The sequence below is a fragment of the Mesorhizobium sp. Cs1321R2N1 genome (assembly GCF_037179725.1).
Lineage (GTDB): Bacteria > Pseudomonadota > Alphaproteobacteria > Rhizobiales > Rhizobiaceae > Mesorhizobium > Mesorhizobium salmacidum.
The window spans coordinates 75,635-94,325 of record NZ_JAPYKP010000006.1; the positions used below are offsets into that span (position 1 = coordinate 75,635).

Sequence of the window (18,691 nt, forward strand, 5' to 3'; positions counted from 1 at the left end):
ACCGCTTATGATCGATACCAAAACCCTCACCCAGCTCGGCACGCACGTCGAGACGCCACAGAGCCCCGAAGCTGCGGTCCTGGAAACCGTGCCGTTTTCTCGCGGCGACGGACCGCCGGCGATCGTGCGCTTCACCTGCCCGGAATTCACCTCGCTCTGCCCGGTGACCGGACAGCCCGATTTCGCTCATATCGTCATCGACTACGCACCCGATGCCGCCCTGGTGGAATCGAAGTCGCTGAAGCTGTTCATGACCTCGTTTCGCAACCATGGCGCTTTCCACGAAGACTGTACGGTGATGATCGGACGTCGCATCGTGGCCGCGACCAAGCCGCTCTGGTTGCGCATAGGCGGCTATTGGTATCCGCGCGGCGGCATTCCGATCGACGTGTTCTGGCAGACCGGCGCTCCGCCGGAAGGCGCCTGGCTGCCGGATACCGGCGTCGCCCCCTATCGCGGGCGCGGCTAGTTCGGCCATCATTCGCACTGGTACTGGCTGAGCGCCCATTCGCCGGTCACCGACAAAAGGTCCGATATCTTCCATTCGCCGCCGACCTTCCTGAACTTCCATTCGAGGCGGTGCGGGTTGCCGCCGACGACGAAGGCGACGATGACCTTGGCCTGATCGCCATTGATCGCTTCGAGCGTCTTCAGGCTGTTGTCGATCTCGGCCTTGTCGTAGTCCGCATTGTCGAGCGCCATATTGGGGTCCAGGCACTCGCCCTGCCCGGATTTGCGCAAGGCATCGCTCTTGTCGAGCACGGTTCTGGCCGGGTCGGTGAAATGGCCGCGCTGGGCCGGATCGACCTCCAGGCCGACCTGATCGTAAAACGGCCGCACCACCGCTGTCGGCGATCCCGGCTGGATGGGGGCGGCAGGCTCGCTCGGCGGCCAGGCGACAGGTGGCATCGCCGGCCCCGCGACTCCGCCAGGGGCGGTTGCCGGCGGTGTCCGGCCGTCATCAGGCGCGGTCCCGGCCGGAGCATTTGCCGGCGGCGCGCCCAACAGGCCCTGTGCGGATGCGCCGTTCAAGCCAGCCGCCAGCAGGCACATGGCCGACAATGACAGGAGCGCGCGACCGGCCATTGCTTCACTCCGGATCTTGGCCCGCCATGCATTCGAGCTGGCTCAGCGTCCAGTCGCTGGTCTTCGATGCAATGTCCGATATCTTCCATTTGCCGTCGACCTTCTTCAACGACCAGTGCATTTCGCGCTGCGCATCGTCTCCTTCCGGAAAAAGACTGAAGTTCGCCACCACTTGCGCCGTGTCGCCATCCACCGTCTCGGACAGCTTCAGTGTCCTGGAAAGGGTCTTCTGGTCGAAATCCTGCGCATCGAGGCCGGGGTCGAAGTCGATACAGGCGACCTGATCCGGATTCTTCTTGGTCGCCTGGTCGTTGAGGTCGAACAGTTTCGTCACCGGCTCGGTGAAGCGATCGCGGTATTGTGCGTCGGCCTCGAACTTGACCTGCGGGACATAGAAGAACTTCACGGCGTCGGAAGCCGGACCGGCCACGGCGGCGGCGGGCAAGGCTATCGAAAGGGCGGCAAGGAGCACTGTCGGTCTCATGCAGAATCTCCGGCTTTTCATGGCTTGAAGCAACCCATACCACGCATCCTGCATATCGGCTTTTTTGCGGTTCATGAAGCCCGCTTGCGCACGCATCACGGCGGAAGCGGGTCATCTCGACGGGACGTGCAGGCGAAGCTTGCACTCAGAGGCCGAGCGCTGCCTTGCGTCCGTCATGGATGGCGAATGCCACCTGCCTGGAAGCGGTACAATCACCAATCGAAGTGTGGGCAATCTTGCGCCTTTCGAGTTCGATGGAAAGCATGTCGGCGGCCATATTCGTCGTGGCGAAGACCAGCGCATCGGCTTCGATCTCCTGCTCGGTTTCATCGAGCAGCGAAGCGACCCTGGCCATCCTGCCATCCCAGTGAACGACGGCGCTCTCGGTCACAAACCGCACCTTCAGCTTGGCGAGCGCCCGCCGCAGCGGCGCGTCGACGGCCATTCGCTGAAGCTCTTTGCCAACCAGGGCGTCCGGTGTCACAAGCGTCACATTGTGACCGTCCTCGGCGAGTTTCCAGGCGGTGCCGCAGCCTTTCCAATTGCCGCCATCGTCCAGCAACAGAACATTTTTTCCCGGCCTCGCCTCACGGGCCATCACCGCTTCGGCCGAGAGCACCGGCCCGCCGCCTGGAATGCTGTCCCACTGTGGCAAGGCCCGCTGGAAAGCGCCGTCTGGCGGCATCGAGCCGGTCGCGACGATGACGTGATCCGCGCCTTCGCGCTCGACATCGTCGGCTTCGACATACTGCCCGTAGCGGATGTCGACCTGAAGCTGGCCGAGCTGGCGCTCGTACCAGTCCATCAGATCCAGAATCTGGGCACGGCGCGGCTGCAGGCCCGCAAGACGGAACTGCCCCCCAAGGCGATCGGATGCCTCGGCCAGTGTCACCCGGTGACCGCGCTCGGCCGCGGCGCGCGCCGCTTCGAGCCCGGCCGGGCCGCCGCCGACGACCAGCACGCGCTTCGGCTGGGCGGCCGGAGCGAAGCGGTCTCCGCCCCACTCCCATTCCCGCCCCGCGGATGGATTGATGACGCAGCTGATCCAGTAATCACGGCTGCGCCGGCCCCAGCACATCTGGTTGCAGGACAGGCAGCCGCGAATGTCCTGCGGCCGCCCGGCGGCGGCCTTTGCAGCCAGATGCGGATCGGCGATCTGGCCGCGCACGATGGAAACGAGATCGGCACGGCCTTCGCTCAACACACTCTCGGCGTTCTCGGGGGTGCGGATATGGCTCTCGGCGGTGATCAGCGCGTGACGCACGGTGGATTTGAGCACGGACGCCAGGTCGGCACCGAGCTTTTCCGGGTAAACAAAGGTCGGCATGATCTTGTAGAAGTCGAAGTAGGAACCCGTTCCGCAAGTCACATAGTCCATCAAGGTATCGCGGTCGTGGAGGTCGATTATCTCGGCCAGCGCTTCGCGCTTCAGCGCCACTTCGACTTCCGGCTCATCGTTGATCGCAAGACCGATGATGAAATCGTCGCCGCATTCCCGGCGAATCCTGGTCATCACCTCACGGCTCATCCGGGTGCGGTTTTCAAGGCTGCCGCCCCATCGGTCGTCCCGGCGGTTCGACCAGGGTGTCCAGAACTGGTCCAGCATCGAATGGTACGCCGCCCAGACCTCGACGCCGTCGAAGCCGGCTTCGCGGCAACGGCGCGCCGCCTGGACAAAGCCGTCGATCGTTTCTTCAATCTCGGCTTCGGACATCCGATGCGAACCGTCGGAATCGTGGTAGCTCGGCAGGCCGGAAGGCGACCAACCGGGGTGAAACGAGTTGTCCGCGTCCGCGTGCTGGCCGACATGGTAGAGCTGCTGGATGGCGACAGCGCCGTTGCCGCGAATTGCCTCCGTCACCTTGCGAAAATGCGGGATGACGCGGTCATCGGACGGGCTGAAGTTGCCACGGGTAAGCACGGCGGCCTGATGCACAGGCATCGGCTCGACCACGATCATGCCGGCTCCGCCGATGGCGCGTTCCGCGTAATAGCCGACATGCCGCGCGGTCGGCAGCCCCTCCACCGCCATGTTGGCGGTATGGGCTCCGAACACGATCCTGTTGCGTAACGTCTTGCCGCGCAGAGTGGCCGGCGTGAACAGCCGGTTGAAGACCCGCCCAGACATGCACCGCTCCTTCAAAGCCTTGGCGGCGGCACCCAGGCGCCAGCGCTCGCAACCAAAGTCGATTCTTGCCGGAAAGCCGGCACCTCGGGGGTGCCGGCTTTGCCGCGATCCTTGAAGCTAGGCGTCCAGCCAGACGTTCTGGAGATCCATTTCGAAGGTCTGGTGGACGCCGTAGTTCTTCACCTTCTTGTTCGTATGGCTGTAGAGCTTCTGCCAGAACGGCTGGATGATGACGCCGGAGTCCTGCAGGATCTGCTCGACATCCTTCATCACCTCCTTGCGCTTGGCGACGTCGATCAGCGAGAGCGCCTGCTTGAGCTTGGCGTCGAAATCGGGATTGGAATAAGCCGATTCATTCCACGCCTCGCCGGTGCGATAGCCCAGCGCCAGCACTTGGACACCGAGCGGGCGCATGTACCAGATGGTCATCGAATAGGGATATTTCGTCCAGTCGTTCCAGAAGGTCGAGCCCGGCAGCACGGTGCGCTTGACCTTGATACCGGCGTCGCGCAGCTGGCCGGCAATCGCGTCGCCGGTGTTCTTCTGCCAGTCGTCCTCGATGGTGATCAGCTCGTGCTCGAAGTCGGCCTGGCCGGCGTCCGCCATCAGCTTCTTGGCGCCGGCTGCATCGCGCTCCTTCTTGGGCAGGGCATAATATTCGGGATGGATCGGGCTGACATGGTGGTTCTCGCCGACCGTGCCCCGGCCATTATAGCCGAGTTGCAGCACCGCGTTGTTGTCGACCGCCATCTGCAGGGCATTGCGAACACGCTGGTCGTCATAAGGCTTGTGCGTAATGTTGGTGCGGGCAACCAGCGTGGTGGCGGTCGCGACCTCCGATTTCTGCAGCCCCATCTTGTCGAGAATGTCGATGAAGTCGGCGGGCGACTCGAAATTGACATCGACCTCGCCGGAGTCGAAAGCGTTCACCGTGGCGTTGAAATCGGTGCCGTAATCGATGAACTCGACGCTGTCGAGCGGGGCTTCGCCACCCCACCACTTGCCGTTCTCGCGGCGCTTGACCACCGCCTTCTGGCCGACGTCGTAAGAGACCAGCTCGAACGCTCCCGTGCCGATCGGCTTCTTGATCGGATCGGCGCCATCGGCATCGAAATTCCGGTGCACGATAAGGGCGGGGTAATCGGTGAAGTTCGGAATGAGCGAAATGTCGGGCTCGCTGAGCTTCAGCTTGACCGTATTGTCGTCGACCTTGGTGATGGCACCGTCCCTGGCCTTGCCGGTCTTGGCATCGATCAGCGCACCGACCCGCGCCGCCATCGAGTTGCCGGCGACCCCCTTCTCGCACCAGCGCGTCACATTGTGCACCACGTCATCGGCATTGAAGGCATCGCCATTGTTCCAGGTGACGCCCTTGCGCACATGCAACGTGTATTCGGTGGCGTCGTCGTTGATGTCCCAGCTTTCGAGCAGCACCGGCTCGAAGGTAAACTGTCTGGTGTAGCGAACCAACGGCTCCAGCCAGCTGCGCGAGATGTTGGCCAGTTCCACCCAGTCGTAAGTACGCGGATCCTTCTGCGCTTTCACCGCCATCGAGACGTGTAGCGTCCCGCCCTTCTTCGGCTCCTCGGCCAGAGCTTGCGTCGGCGCGGCGAGGCCGATCATGCCATAGGCAAACGCCGTCGATGCGCCAAGCGCGCTGGCCAGCGCCAGGAACTCGCGCCGGTCCATGCGACCCGCCCGCGCCTCCGTTGCCATCGCTTCGATAGCCTGCGGCACACGATCGCCATTGCTTCTGAAAACCGTCATGTCACTCTCCCCTTGTTGTTCCCGTCAGGTCTTTGTCTGTTGTTTTTCAACTAACGCTGTCGGGCAATTTTTCCTCGCGCCGCGCGATCAAATCCTTGAGACCGTCGGCGATGCCTTCGTCGAGTTTCGGCTCCTCATAATCGGCGAGCATGTTGCGCGCCTTCTCGCGGCCGCGCGTGTCGTGGTCCTTCGCCCCTTCCGCCTTCCATTGTTCGTAGGAGTTGAAGTCCATGATGCTCGGCATGAAGAAAGCCTTCTCGAAATGCTCGAGCGTGTGCTGGGTGCCGAGGAAATGGCCTTGCGGCCCGACCTCGCGGATCGCCGCCATCGCCTCCTTGAAATCGTCGAAAGGCAGGCCGCCCGCGTATTTGTACCAGCCGACGAGCTGTTCGCAGTCGGTGGCGAATTTCGAGTAACCGCAGGTGAGACCTGCTTCCAGCCAGCCGGCCGAATGCCAGATGTAGTTGGCGCCGGCAAGGATGGCGGCATGCATCAGCATGTTCGCCTCGTAGCCGGCCTGGGCATCGTTGAGCTTCGAGCCGACATGGAAGCCTGACGTGCGCCACGGCAGTTTGTATTTCCGCGCCAGAGCACCCATCAGATACATCATCTGGGCGGCCTCCGGCGTGCCGCCCATCGGAGCGCCGGTCTTCATGTCGACCGTGACCATGAATTGGCCGTAGATCTGAGGTGAACCCGGACGGATGAGCTGGGTGAAGGCCACCCCGGCAAGCGCCTCGGCGTTGACCTGCGCAACCGCGCCGACGGCCGACGCCGAGGTCGAGGCGCCGCAGAGCGCGAAGGGCGCCAGGATCAGCGGCTGATTGTGGCGCGCATACACCCTCATGGCGTCCAGCATGGTGGCGTCCCAGACCAGCGGCGAATTGCAGTTGGTGATTGCAACCAGTACCGGATTATCGCGGACGAATTCCTCGCCGAACACGATGCCGGCCATCGCCATCGTATCTTCCGCCCGCTCCTTGGACGTCACGATGCCCATGAACGGTTTGTCGGAATACTTCAGCGCCGAATGGATGATGTGCAGGTGCCGCTTGGGCACGGCGATTTCCATCGGCTCGCAGATGATCGAACTCGACGAGTGCAGCGCCGGCGCCATGTAGGCGAGCTTGTGGAAATTGTTGAGGTCGGCAAGCGTGCCGTAGCGCCTGTTGTTGTCGAGGTCGCGCACATAAGGCGCGCCATACATCGGCACGAAGATCGAGTTCTTGCCGCCGACGCGCACCGTGCGCTGGGGATTGCGCGCGTTGAGCGTGAACTCGGAGGGAACCTTGGAGACGAGTTCCATCAGCAGCGCGCGATCGATGCGGACCCGCGTTTCCCGGACATCGGCACCGGCCGCCTTCCACAAGGCGATGGCCTCGTCGTCGCGGAATTCGCAGCCGACCTCTTCCAGGATCGAAAGCGACTCCTCGTGGATCAGTTCCACCGCCTCGTCCGGAACCAGTTGGTACACCGGGATCTGGCGAACCAGGGTTGGGAACGACGCGACCGGAGCCCCACGAAGCGCCTTGCGCCCGAGACGGCCACCGCCACGGCGATGGGTCGGTTCGGTCAATTCAGCGGCGGGTGCGTTCATGAGACCTCCTGGCGTCCGTTCCAGCCAAGTTAGCGAGGTGAAATATAGCTGTGACGCTGGAAAATCCTGATCTCTTGTATAAGCTGTGCTTATGCGAAGCCTGCGCCACCTCCTGCCGTCCGCCGGCAGCCTGATCGTCTTCGAGGCGGCGGGCCGGCTGTCGAGCTTCACCGCCGCCGGGCGGGAGCTCGGCATGACGCAGGCGGCCGTCTCCTATGCGGTGCGCGGACTGGAAGAGCAGCTCGGCGCCAAGCTGTTCCAGCGCCGCCACCGGCAGGTCAGCCTGACGGAAGCCGGCGAGCGGTTCCATGCCGACGTCTCGCTGGGCTTGTCGCATATCCGCAAATCCGCCGAGGATCTGCGCCTGCAGGCGACCGGTGGCCATGTGACGCTTGCCGCCTCGACCGCTTTCGGTTCCTTCTGGATGATGCCGCGCCTGCAGCAGTTCCGCGACGAATTGCCGGGCATCGACCTGCGCATCCAGACCGCCGACCGCGATCTCGACATCATCGCCGAAGGCATCCCGCTGGCGGTGCGCGGCGGCGAGCCCAGGGAATGGCCGGACTACCACTCGCTGCCGCTCGCCGACGAGGAGATCTTCCCCGTCGCCGGCACCAGCTATCTGGCCAAATTCGGCATGCCGGGGAGCGTCGAGGAACTGGCCACGCACCGTCTCATTCACCTCGAGGAGCCGTATCGTGAAGCGGCAAGCTGGGACGAATGGTTTCAGTCGGCCGGCGGCAGCCTCAGCAATACCGCGCGAGGCCTGCGCATCAATGATTATGGCCTGGTGATCCAGGGGGTCATGGAGGGGCAAGGCATTGCGCTGGGCTGGCGGCACCTTGCCGAGCGGCTGCTGGCGACGGGCCTGCTGGTACCGGTGACGAACCACGTGCTCAAGACCGGCAAGGCCTTCTATGTCGTGTGGCCGAAGAACCGCGAGCTCTCGGACAATGCCCGCAAGGTAAGAGACTGGCTGGTCGCGCAGGCGTAAAGTAGCCTCGCACGCACCGACCGAATCCGTGTAAGATCAGATCATGCCCATCCGACAGCTTTCCGAAACGATGATCAACCAGATCGCCGCCGGCGAAGTCATCGAGCGTCCGGCAAGCGTGGTCAAGGAACTGGTCGAGAACGCGCTCGATGCCGGTGCAAGCAAGGTAGAGGTCGTCACATCGGGCGGCGGGCTGAATCTTATCCGCGTCACCGACGACGGCTCCGGCATTCCGGAGCAGGAGCTGGCGCTGGCGATCGCGCGTCACTGCACGTCCAAGCTTGCCGAGGACATCCACGACATCCGCTCGCTCGGTTTTCGCGGCGAGGCGTTGCCGTCGATCGGCTCGGTGTCGCGGCTGTCCATCCGCTCGCGCACGGCCTCGGGCGACAGCGCCGCGGAGATTGGCATCGAGGGCGGTCGCGTCCTGCCGGTGAAGCCGGCGGCCGCCAATCGCGGCACCACCGTCGAGGTGCGCGACCTGTTCTTCGCCACGCCGGCACGGCTGAAGTTCATGAAAGGCGAACGCGCCGAAAGCTCGGCCATCAGCGACATCGTCAAGCGCATCGCCATCGCTTTCCCCACAGTGCGTTTCAACCTGGCCGGGTCCGACCGCACGACGCTGGAACTGCCGGCGACCGAGTACAGCGCGGAAGGCAGCCTGCGCCGCGTCGCGCAGGTGATGGGCGCCGACTTTCCCGACAATTCCATTGCCATCGACGCGATGCGCGAAGGCGTGCACCTGACCGGCCATGTGTCGATCCCGTCCTTCACCCGCGCCAACGCGCTGCAGCAATACGCCTATGTCAATGGCAGGCCGGTGCGCGACAAGCTGATCGCCGGCGCCATTCGCGGCGCCTTCGCCGATGTCCTGCCGCGCGACCGCCACGCCGTGACCGTGCTGTTCCTGACGCTCGATCCGGCCATCGTCGACGTCAACGTCCATCCGGCCAAGGCCGATGTCCGCTTCCGTGACCCGGGTCTCGTGCGCGGACTGATCGTCGGCGCGATCCGGCAGGCGTTGGCCGATGCCGGCATCCGCTCCGCCACCACGGGTGCCGCCGGCATGATGGCTGCGTTCCGTCCGGGCGCCGCACCCTATGATCACGGCGGCCCGACAAATGGCCATCGCAGCTACGAAGCAGCCTTCCGCGCGTCCGGCCCCGCGGGTTTCGACCCTTCGCGCTCGCCGCAGCGACCGCTCGACATGCAATTCTCAAGCGCCGGCTTTGAACGCGGCAATGCAAGAACCGCCGGCTTCGGCGAGAGCGACCAGGCGGCGTTCGATGCCGACCCGCTCGCCAGCGCCGATGCGCGTGCCGGGCAGAATGAGGCAACCGAGACGCTGCTCGGCGCGGTGCTGGGTGCGGCGCGCGCCCAGGTGCACGAGAACTACATCGTCGCCCAGACCAGGGATTCGCTCGTCATCGTCGACCAGCACGCGGCCCATGAGCGGCTGGTCTATGAAGCGCTGAAGAACGCCCTGCACTCGCGGCCAGTGCCCTCGCAGATGCTGCTTCTGCCCGAGATCATCGACTTGCCGGAAGAGGACGCCGAGAGGCTCGCCATGCATTCCGAAACGCTCGCCCGCTTCGGCCTCGGCATCGAGCGTTTCGGCCCGGGCGCGGTTGCCGTGCGCGAGACGCCGTCGATGCTGGGCGAGACCAATGTCCAGCAATTGGTGCGCGACCTCGCCGACGAGATCGCCGACAACGACACGGTCGAGACGCTCAAAGGTCGGCTGGACAAGATCGCGGCGACCATGGCCTGCCACGGCTCGGTGCGCTCCGGCCGGCTGCTCAAGGCCGAGGAGATGAACGCGCTGCTGCGCCAGATGGAGGCGACGCCGGGCTCAGGCACCTGCAATCATGGCCGCCCCACCTATATCGAGCTGAAGCTGGCGGATATCGAAAGGCTGTTCGGGCGGCGGTGAACCGGCCCCAACGGGCCAGCCCTCATTTCATCTGCTGATATTTCCTTGTCCGTGAATTGAAGACGTAATCGACCACGGTTCCGGCACCGCCGCCTCGAAAATTCACGGAAATGACGTCCTTGCCTTGCTCCACCCATTTCTGGACGTTCATGTAGATGATCGTCTTCAGCATGCCGGCACTGCAAGCGTCGTCATCGGCGAAGGTAATTTCCTGGACAACCTTGCGGCTGCTCTTTCTGATGATCTGCACTTTTTCCATGCAAAGGCCGCCACCGGTATTCGTGTAAATTCCCGAAAACCTGTGGATGGCTGTCTGCGCCCAGAAGGGAATCTCGACAGTGCCGTCGATCTTTTCCTCGCCGGTGTCATCCAGGCTCGCGATTTTCTTGAGCGTGACGGGATATCTATCCGTGCCCTTGCTCCAGCTTCCCGTCGCAACGCCATCGTTGAGGTCCAGGGAGAATGGGCACCTTGTGGTGTCGACAGGGGGCGTCGGTCCCTGCACTATTATCCGATAAAGCTCCTTATCGTCTGAAATCTCGCAAAGCGCGAACCTGGTACCACTGACCGTGCCATACAGCGCAATCGGGATTTGCTTCGCGTCGTAGAAGTAACTTCCATGGACCTCTGGCGCGCTGCCTAAGCTGTCATATGTCTGTATGGAGAAATGGATAGGAGATGGCCCGAGGAAACCCTCGTAGTTTTCCACGTGGTACCAACCCGCAACGGCTTTTGCGTTGAGCAGCAACAAGCAAACGACCGTTGAGATAAAACGTCTTCCCATCCCAACCCTGCTGCGCTCCGCGACGGCAATCCGCCAAGACTGCGTGACAGTTGCCTTGCGTCGCGGCAGCCGTCAACTGAAATCCGTGGTTCCTGATAAGTCAGGGAAAGATCGCAACCTTTTGAATTAGCGTTTCAAATTCACCACGATAACGCCGCCGAGCGCCAACGCGCCGCCGAGAATGCCGAGCAGCGTAGGCACTTCGCCCAGCCAGAAGAAGCCGATCAGGGCCGACATCGGCGAGACCAGGTACAAGAAGTTCGAGGCACGCGCCGCCGGCAGACGCGACAGCGCGGTCGCCCAGGCCGCATAAGCGATCAGGCTTGGCACGATGCCGAGATAGATGACGGCGCCGAGGCCGGCGGTGTTCGCGACGGCGGCCTGCTGCAGAGCAGCGGGCAGGAAGGGCGCCAGGCAGAGCGCGCCGAGCACCATGTTGGACGCCGCGATGGTCAGCGGATTGTGGCGGGCAAACAGCGGCTTCTGGACGATGGTGTTGACGGCCGAGCAGAGTGCCGAGCCAAGCACCAGCAGCGCGCCGGCATTAAAATGAAGGCCATGCCCGTCGGCGACGGCGATGATGCCGATGCCGGCGAAGGAAATGACGGTACCGATCCAGGCCAGGCCCGAGAAGCGCTCGCCAAGCAGCGCCATCGCCATGATGGCGGTGAAGATAGGGCTGACATTGATGATGAAGCCGGCTGCTCCGGCCGAGACGGTCTGCTCGCCGAAATTGAGCATCGCCGTGTAGAGCGCGACGAAAATGGCGCCGCCGAAGGCGAAGCGCCAGAAATCGGCGATCCTGGGCAGCGCCGGACGCTTGACGGCAAGGAAGATGGCAGCAGGCACGGCGGCTATGGCAAAGCGCAGGGCGCCAAGCTCCAACGGCTGGAAAGCGGCGAGCCCGGCCCGGATCGCCGGGAAGGCGGAGGCCCAGCCGATCACCGTCAGCGCCACGGCGATGGCGGCCGTGGTGTCCATCCGCTGTGTCGAATTCAACGTGCCTGTGGTTGCGCTCATCTCATTGCCCTCGGATTCTTCAGTCTCGGCAGCAGAAAACGCCCTTTCAGGTCAATTGACAAACGACCAAATCGAGGGTCACCTGTGAGCATGGATCACAGCTCGAACAGTATGCTGCCGCTGGAGACATTGCGCGCCTTCGACGCGGCGGCCCGGACGGGAAGCTTTTCGGCCGCCGCTGAAAAACTCAACCTCACCCATGGCGCCGTCAGCCGGCAGATCGCCAAGCTCGAGGACTGGCTTGGCCTGAAGGTTTTCGAACGCGGCGCGCGCGGCGTGTCGCTGACCAACGAAGGCAATCGCCTGCATCTCAGGACCACCGAAGCCTTTGCGCTGATATCGGTCAATTCGGATCGGTGGGTGGAGCCGCGCGGCACCGCCGTGGTGCGCCTGGCCTCCATTCCATCGGTGAGCGGCTTGTGGCTGATGCCGCGCATGGCAACGCTGGAAAACGACCCTACCCGCCTGCGCATCGTGCTCGACGTCGACAATCGTCAGGCCGATCTCGCCGACGAAGGCATCGATCTGTCGGTCCGCTGCGGTCGCGGCCGCGTCCCGGGCCGTGTCTCGGTGCAACTGTTCGAAGAACTTCTCTTCCCGATCGCCTCGCCGGGCCTCGCACGAGAGATCGGCGGTGGCGACCCGGCCCGGTTGCTCAAATTCCCGCTGATCAACGATTCCGACGCTTCGGGCTGGCGCGCCTGGTTCGCCGCGCAAGACATGGATTACCGGCCGCGCCCGCAAGACCGCCGCTTCGAGGACTACAATCTGGTGCTCGATGCCGCAGCCCATGGTCTCGGCATCGCGCTGGCGCGGCCACCGCTCACCGAGCACCAGATAGAATCGGGGCGCCTCGTCGCCGTCGACGATCGCACCGCGCTCAATCCCGTTTCCTACTGGCTGGATCGTCCGGTCGGCCGACCGCGGGCGGCCGCCGCCGATCTCGCCAGGCGCATTGCCGAACAGGCCGGGCTTGCTTCGACAAGGCTGGAAGCTTTCCTGCAGGATAACGATTAGGCTGCGACAGGTCTCGGACATAATGCGTGGCGGTCCCCTGTCGGAAATCGCGTGATACCTGCTTAACGGAACAGAAAAAGCACAATCATGGTGGTCGCGGCCGAGACGATGGCCGTCACGATCGATATCGTCCACAGCGACGACGGAGCTGGCTCGGATCGTGGAGCATGGCCCGCCGGTCGGATGGAGGCGCCGCGCGGTTGCGGCGCGTTGGCGTTGGCCGCGACCAGCACCGCGGCGGAAGCGACCGCGGGCGAAAATGTGGACGAGGCCGAGGCCGGCGCCAGTTTGGGCGTGCTGTCGGTGTCCGTTGTCTGCGGCGGGGCGAAGCCGCGCGAAGCCTGATCGGTGTCCGTCCCTGTTCCACCCGTCGAGGCTCGTGGCGGTGCATGGTGGGTGGCGGCGTCAAGTTCCATGACGGCCCGGTAAGCATCCTCGATCTCGAAGGATGACAGGCGTTGCGACGTCTGAGCGGCCGGTCGCGGCAGCGAGCCTTGCAGCGCCTGGGCGGCGAACTGCGCCGATTGCACCATCGCGGGCGCTGGCGGCTGGACGAGCGCCTTGACCAGCGCCGCGGTCGCCGGGTCGGCCTTGAGGGAAGGCACCGGCTGGAGCGTGAGTGCTTCTTTCAGCAAAGACGGCATGCTTGCATTGGCGATGTCCATGGCGCTTCCTGACAACCATTGTGCCAAAGGGCAATATTACATGAGCATTGCGCCAAGCTTGACCTTGCCCACGATTTATGGCGATTGAATCCCAATGAACTCAAGTACCACCGCATGATGAACCGTTTCGAAGGCCCGGGCGGCAAGGAAGCCCGCATCCGCTATCTCGATGGCGATTTCCAGGTCACCAGCCCCGGCTCGTTCGTACGCTGCGCGGTGACAGGCGAAAACATCCCACTGGACGAGCTGAAATACTGGAGCGTTGCCAGGCAGGAGCCCTACGTGAACGCGAGCGCATCGCTGCGCCGCGAAATCGAGGTGCATCCGGAACTGCGCAAGCGGGGTTAGCCTCTCAGCTTACGCTGGCGCCAGGCATCGAGCGTTTCCTCGATGATGCGTTCGGGAACGTGATCAAGCTCGAAAATCGTGTCGATTTCCAGCACGTCGAGACGGCCGAGAAAATCCTGCGGGGCGCCATGGCGCAACCGGGCGGCGTCCTTGGCGGTGGTGATCAGGCCAAGGCCTTCGGCCCGCGCCGTCGCGGCCAGTTCGGCGAGCTCGTCCTCGGCGTAAAAGTGATGGTCCGGAAAGGGCCTGGACAGGATCACTTCGCCGCCGGCCTCGCGCACCGTGTCGAAGAACTTTTCGGGATGACCGATGCCGGCAAAGGCCAGAAACCGCTTTCCGGCAAGCCCCGCCTTGCTGCTCGGCTCCGTGTGGGCCTCGAAGATCGGCCGGCCGGCACGCGCTGCCCGGCGGACCACGGCATCGGCGGCGGTGCCCTCGCCCATCTTCAGCAGCCCGCTGGTGAAGACCAGCTGGTCGACGATTTTGGCCCTGAGCGGACCGCCCGGGATGACGCGGCCATTGCCGATCCCATAACGGGCATCGACCACGACCAGCGCATAATCGATGTGGATGCGCGCGCTCTGGAAGCCGTCGTCCATGATCAGGAAATCACAGCCGTGCTTTTCCAGCAGCAGCCGGGCGCCGGCGGCACGGTTCGGCGTCACTGCAACCGGGGCATGTTCGGCCAACAGAAGCGGCTCGTCGCCGACGTGCTTGGCGCTGTCATGACGGATATCGACGACATGCGGTTCGGCGAAGGAACCGCCATGGCCGCGCGACAGGAAACCCGGTTTCAGCCGCATGCGCTTGGCCTGTTGGGCGAGCGCGATCGCCACCGGCGTCTTGCCGGTGCCGCCAACGGTGAAATTGCCGACGCACAGAACCGGCGCCTGGATCTTCTCGCGTCGGGCCCGCCGCATGCCGCGACCGGCGACCAGCGCATAGACAGCCGACAGCGGCGATAGCGCCAGGACTTTCCAGTCCGGCTCTTCCCACCAGAATGGTGGTGCCTCCGAGGCCACGCTAACGCCCGTTCGCGCCCTTCAGGCGCGCCTTGACCACCAGCGGCTGGATATAGGGTTCGAGCGATTTGAGTGTGCGTGCCAGTGCGCCGCGCATCTCATCGACAGTCGCGATTCCCGCCGCCATCATCTCGTGGCGCGCCACTTCGTTGGTCAGGAGGAAATTGACGGCGCCAGCCAGCATGTCGCGGTCGCGCACCAGCTTGGCGCCGCCGCTGTCGAGCAGGCGTTGATAGGCCTCGCGAAAATTCTGCACGTTGCGACCGGCGAGAACCGCCGTGTCGAGCATGGCCGGCTCGAGCGGGTTCTGGCCGCCTTCGGAGGTCAGCGAACGGCCGACGAAAGCGATTTCGGTCAGGCGGAGATAAAGCCCCATTTCGCCGATCGTATCGCCAAGCAGGATATCGGTGTCGGGACCGATACGGTCACCCTTGCTGCGCCGTGCGACCTTCAGCCCCATGCCGGAAATCTGCGCGGCAAGGGCTTCGGCCCGATCGGGATGGCGCGGAACGACGATCGTCAAAAGGCCCTGGTGACGCTTGTGCAGCGTCGCGTGGACTTCCGCGGCGACAACTTCCTCGCCATCATGGGTCGAGATCGCCGCCCAGGTCGGCCGACCGCCGATCTGCCGCTGCAAAGTGCCGAGCGCCCGTAGGTCGACCGGCGGCGGGTTGGTGTCGACCTTAAGATTGCCCGACACCGTGACCGGCCGGGCGCCGAGCGCGCGAAAACGCTCGCCGTCGACGTCGGATTGCGCAACGACATGGGCCAGATTCTCGAACAGCGCCTCGGCGATGTTGGCCCGCTTCTTCCACGACGTGAACGAGCGATCAGAGAGCCTGCCATTGACCAGCACCTGCGGCACGTGGCGGGCACCGAGTTCAAGGATGGTCATCGGCCAGATCTCGGATTCGGCGATGATCGCCAGATCAGGTTTCCAGTGGTCTAGGAAGCGGCTGACCGCCGGCTTCAGATCGAGCGGCACATATTGGTGGATGATGCGGTCGCCGAGCCGCTCATCCACGACCTGGGCGGAGGTCACCGTGCCGGTCGTCAGCACGATGTTGACGCCGTAGTCGAGGATGCTTTCGACCAGCGGCACGACGGCCAAGGTCTCTCCGACGCTCGCGGCATGGATCCAGATCACCGGCCCCTCGGGGCGCGGGCGGCCGGCGACGCCATAGCGCTCGCGCCTTCGATTGCGGTCTTCCTTGCCGCGCGAGGTGCGCCAGGCGACGTAAGGCCCGACCAGGGGATAGGCGGCTGCGCCGGCAAAACGGTATGCCGACAGCATGGTACGTGCCCAGCGGCCGCTCACCGCGGACCATCCACGAGACGGTAGGCCTCGGCGGTCGCGGCGTTGAGGGCGGCCGTCACTTCCTGGCGCTTGCGTTCCATTTCGGCATCGTCGGCATCCGCGGCCACAAAGATCGGCGTGCCGATGGTCACGGCGGAGCGGCCGAAGGGCAGGTTGATGGTGGTTTTATCCCAGCTCTTTTCCAGCACCTTGCGGCGGCTGGTGGCGATGGCGACGGGCAGCAGTGGCCGGCCGGAGAGGCGAGCCAAAAGAACGATACCGAGCCCTGCATCGCGCGGGGTACCGTGGGGAATGTCTGCGATCATGGCGACGTTCTTGCCTGCGGTGAGCGACTTTTTGAGGGCGATGAGGGCCTTGGCCCCGCCCTTGTCGAGATGCCTGGCATTCTCGCGCCCGCCCGAACCGCGCACCGCCTCGATGCCGAATTTCTCCAGCATCAGGGCGTTGAGTTCGGCATCGGCGCTGCGCGACACCATCGCGACCAGCGGCTTGCGCTTGGGGTAATAGGCCGGCGTCAAAAGATGCTGGCCATGCCACAGAGCAATGATCCCCGGCTCGAACTCGGCATAGGCGCCGCCCGCAAAGCGGGCCGATCCGGCGACCAGGGGGCTGGTCAGGCGAACCAGCCGCACGAACTGCGCGAGCAGGCTGGCAATGGCGTTCTTGACGAATCGGGATTGCGCGAGCGGCTCGCGAATCCTGCGCCAGAAGGCCTTGGTCGTGCGGCTGCCGCCCCTGCCCGTGGGCGCGGCCTCGCTGGCTGGCTCTTTCGCCAGATCACGCTCCATCGAACTCAACCGATGACCTTGCTATCGGGATCCAGCAGACGGTGCAGATGAACGACGAAATAACGCATATGGGCATTGTCCACGCTGGCTTGTGCCTTGGCTTTCCACGCGGTGTGCGCGGATTGATAGTCGGGATAGACACCAACGATGTCGAGCGCGTCGAGATCGCGGAACTCGGTGCCGCCAAGCTTCTTGAGTTCGCCGCCGAACACCAGATGCAAAAGCTGTTTCTTTCCGTCTTCCGCGGCCATGTCGGTCCTTCACATATCGTGAGTTTGTCACAGGTCTAGACCAAAGCCGCCGACTTTGGAACCTTCGAAAATGCTTTCAGCCATCCAGCCCGGCGATGACATCGACAAGCACCGCCAGCAGGTCCCCGCTGCCGGCGGCGAGCGCGCCGTGACGGATCACCTCGCCGGCATAGAGCGGCGCCCGGCCATTCGGGTCGAGCAGCTGGCCGCCCGCTTCGCGCAGGATGAGATCGGCGGCGGCAATGTCCCAGTCATGCGCGTTCGGCTTGACGAACGTTGCGTCGAGCGTCCCGTTGGCGATCATCGCCAGGCGGTAGGCGAGCGAGGGGATGTAGGGTGCCCGCTGCAGCCGCTTCTGCCAGCCGGCAGGCACCATGTCGATCAACTGCTTCAACCCCGAAATTTCAGCCTTGTCCTCAGGCTTGCGTACCGCGATGCGCTTGTCGTTGCGGAAGGCGCCCTGGCCGGGTAGCGCCCAGTAGGTCTCATCCATCGCCGGACATTCGAGCACGCCGGCGAGCGTGCGGCCAAGCTCAACGACGGCAACGCTGACGCACCATGTGGGCTGGCCTTCGAGGAAGCCGCGCGTGCCGTCGATCGGGTCGACAACGAAGGTGCGGCGCGCCGAAAGCCGTGCCGGATCGTCGGTCGTCTCTTCCGACAGCCAGCCATAATCCGGCCGTGCCGCAAGCAGCGTCTGGCGCAGGTACGCATCGGCGGCATGATCGGCTTCACTGACCGGCGAGGTACCGCCCTTCATCCAGACCTGCGGATTGTTGCCGAAGTAGCGCATGGCGATAAGACCGGCCTTGCGGGCGGCGTCGCGCAGCAGCGGCAGGTCCTGATCGGCACCGGCAGTGGTCAGGTCATGCTCCGGCAAGGGTCATGCCTTCGATCAGGAGAGTCGGGGCGGCAGTACCGAAATTTCGGTCGAGGTCATTCGCCGGCACCATGTTGAGGAACATCGTCTTCAGGTTCGAGGCGATGGTGACTTCGGCGACCGGATAGGCAAGCGCGCCATTTTCGATCCAGAAGCCGGAGGCACCGCGGCTGTATTCGCCGGTGAGCATGTCGACGCCCTGGCCAAACACTTCGGTGACGTAGAAGCCGGTCTTGAGCGAGCCGATCAGGTCTTCCGGCGAGCGCTCGCCCGCCTCGATGGCAAGGTTCGTCGACGACGGCGAGACGGAGGAACCGCTGCGTGCGCCGCGACCGTTGGTGACGAGGCCGAGTTCCCGGGCCACCGATGTCGACAGGAACCAGTGGTTGAGGACACCCTTTTCAACCATCAGGAGCTTCTCGCCCTCGACGCCTTCGCCATCGAATGGGCGCGAGGCCTGGCCACGGCGCCGCAACGGGTCATCGGTGACGGTGATCGCGGCAGCGGCCACCTGCTTGCCCATCATGTCGCGCAGGAACGAGGTTTTGCGGGCGACGGAAGCGCCGTTGATGGCGCCGGCGATATGGCCGGCAATGCCGCGCGCGACGC

General features: G+C 64.2%; 19 protein-coding genes. 5 read left to right on the forward strand and 14 right to left on the reverse strand.

Annotated features, from left to right (window positions below; genetic code table 11):
• Window positions 1-7: 7 nt before the first annotated feature.
• Window positions 8-469, forward strand: a complete 462-nt coding sequence (gene queF / locus O7A61_RS03305; protein ID WP_063171865.1) for a preQ(1) synthase — start codon at window positions 8-10, stop codon at window positions 467-469.
• Between the two features lie 8 nt (window positions 470-477).
• Here queF and O7A61_RS03310 read toward each other — a convergent pair whose 3' ends face one another.
• The 5 genes from O7A61_RS03310 to O7A61_RS03330 form a co-directional block, all read right to left on the reverse strand.
• Complete coding sequence (locus O7A61_RS03310) at window positions 478-1,086, reverse strand: hypothetical protein (protein ID WP_337128323.1); 609 nt, start codon at window positions 1,084-1,086, stop codon at window positions 478-480.
• Between the two features lie 4 nt (window positions 1,087-1,090).
• Window positions 1,091-1,570 (reverse strand): DUF3828 domain-containing protein, encoded by a 480-nt coding sequence (locus O7A61_RS03315; RefSeq protein ID WP_337128324.1) that lies wholly within the window; start codon window positions 1,568-1,570, stop codon window positions 1,091-1,093.
• Window positions 1,571-1,715: 145 nt separating this feature from the next.
• Complete coding sequence (locus O7A61_RS03320; RefSeq protein WP_337128325.1) at window positions 1,716-3,698, reverse strand: oxidoreductase; 1,983 nt, start codon at window positions 3,696-3,698, stop codon at window positions 1,716-1,718.
• Window positions 3,699-3,815: 117 nt separating this feature from the next.
• On the reverse strand, window positions 3,816-5,465 hold the full coding sequence (locus tag O7A61_RS03325) for an ABC transporter substrate-binding protein (RefSeq protein ID WP_337128326.1): 1,650 nt from the start codon (window positions 5,463-5,465) through the stop codon (window positions 3,816-3,818).
• Between the two features lie 46 nt (window positions 5,466-5,511).
• A complete protein-coding gene (locus O7A61_RS03330; RefSeq protein WP_337128327.1) occupies window positions 5,512-7,062 on the reverse strand; it encodes a trimethylamine methyltransferase family protein in 1,551 nt (516 codons plus the stop codon).
• A 91-nt stretch (window positions 7,063-7,153) separates the two neighbouring features.
• Between O7A61_RS03330 and O7A61_RS03335 the strand changes: the two genes are divergently transcribed.
• Both O7A61_RS03335 and mutL read left to right on the forward strand, forming a co-directional pair.
• Entirely contained in the window at window positions 7,154-8,056 is a 903-nt protein-coding gene (locus O7A61_RS03335; RefSeq protein WP_337107559.1) for a LysR substrate-binding domain-containing protein, read from the forward strand.
• Window positions 8,057-8,099: 43 nt separating this feature from the next.
• Complete coding sequence (gene mutL, locus O7A61_RS03340; RefSeq protein WP_337128328.1) at window positions 8,100-9,989, forward strand: DNA mismatch repair endonuclease MutL; 1,890 nt, start codon at window positions 8,100-8,102, stop codon at window positions 9,987-9,989.
• A 22-nt stretch (window positions 9,990-10,011) separates the two neighbouring features.
• Here mutL and O7A61_RS03345 read toward each other — a convergent pair whose 3' ends face one another.
• The gene (locus tag O7A61_RS03345) at window positions 10,012-10,740 is read right to left on the reverse strand and encodes a hypothetical protein (RefSeq protein WP_337128329.1); all 729 of its coding nucleotides are present in this window, start codon (window positions 10,738-10,740) and stop codon (window positions 10,012-10,014) included.
• Window positions 10,741-10,899: 159 nt separating this feature from the next.
• Entirely contained in the window at window positions 10,900-11,793 is an 894-nt protein-coding gene (locus tag O7A61_RS03350) for a DMT family transporter (protein ID WP_337128330.1), read from the reverse strand.
• 90 nt (window positions 11,794-11,883) lie between these two features.
• On the opposite strand from O7A61_RS03350, the gene O7A61_RS03355 reads away from it, so the two are divergent.
• On the forward strand, window positions 11,884-12,810 hold the full coding sequence (locus O7A61_RS03355) for a LysR substrate-binding domain-containing protein (protein ID WP_337128331.1): 927 nt from the start codon (window positions 11,884-11,886) through the stop codon (window positions 12,808-12,810).
• Window positions 12,811-12,872: 62 nt separating this feature from the next.
• Here the strand turns inward: O7A61_RS03355 and O7A61_RS03360 are convergent, their stop codons facing one another.
• A complete protein-coding gene (locus tag O7A61_RS03360; protein ID WP_337128332.1) occupies window positions 12,873-13,475 on the reverse strand; it encodes a hypothetical protein in 603 nt (200 codons plus the stop codon).
• Between the two features lie 114 nt (window positions 13,476-13,589).
• Between O7A61_RS03360 and O7A61_RS03365 the strand changes: the two genes are divergently transcribed.
• On the forward strand, window positions 13,590-13,823 hold the full coding sequence (locus tag O7A61_RS03365) for a DUF2093 domain-containing protein (RefSeq protein WP_027143200.1): 234 nt from the start codon (window positions 13,590-13,592) through the stop codon (window positions 13,821-13,823).
• Here O7A61_RS03365 and lpxK read toward each other — a convergent pair.
• From lpxK to O7A61_RS03395, 6 genes are all read right to left on the reverse strand, one after another.
• Entirely contained in the window at window positions 13,820-14,845 is a 1,026-nt protein-coding gene (gene lpxK, locus O7A61_RS03370) for a tetraacyldisaccharide 4'-kinase (RefSeq protein ID WP_337128333.1), read from the reverse strand. The genes O7A61_RS03365 and lpxK overlap by 4 nt on opposite strands.
• Before the next feature lies 1 nt (window position 14,846).
• Window positions 14,847-16,163, reverse strand: coding sequence for a lipid IV(A) 3-deoxy-D-manno-octulosonic acid transferase (gene waaA, locus O7A61_RS03375; protein WP_337128334.1), 1,317 nt, complete (start codon window positions 16,161-16,163; stop codon window positions 14,847-14,849).
• A complete protein-coding gene (locus tag O7A61_RS03380) occupies window positions 16,160-16,951 on the reverse strand; it encodes a lysophospholipid acyltransferase family protein (protein WP_140714217.1) in 792 nt (263 codons plus the stop codon). The genes waaA and O7A61_RS03380 overlap by 4 nt, the downstream gene beginning before the upstream one ends.
• A gap of 5 nt (window positions 16,952-16,956) precedes the next feature.
• Window positions 16,957-17,202: a DUF4170 domain-containing protein gene (locus O7A61_RS03385; protein WP_337128335.1), complete on the reverse strand. Its 246-nt coding sequence runs from the start codon at window positions 17,200-17,202 to the stop codon at window positions 16,957-16,959.
• 76 nt (window positions 17,203-17,278) lie between these two features.
• Window positions 17,279-18,082 carry a 3'(2'),5'-bisphosphate nucleotidase CysQ gene (locus tag O7A61_RS03390; RefSeq protein WP_337128336.1) on the reverse strand — a complete coding sequence of 268 codons (804 nt, stop codon included), beginning with the start codon at window positions 18,080-18,082 and terminating at the stop codon, window positions 17,279-17,281.
• Window positions 18,069-18,691, reverse strand: a 623-nt coding sequence (locus O7A61_RS03395; RefSeq protein ID WP_337128337.1) for a metallopeptidase TldD-related protein, incomplete at its 5' end; no start/stop codon positions are given. The genes O7A61_RS03390 and O7A61_RS03395, both read right to left, overlap by 14 nt.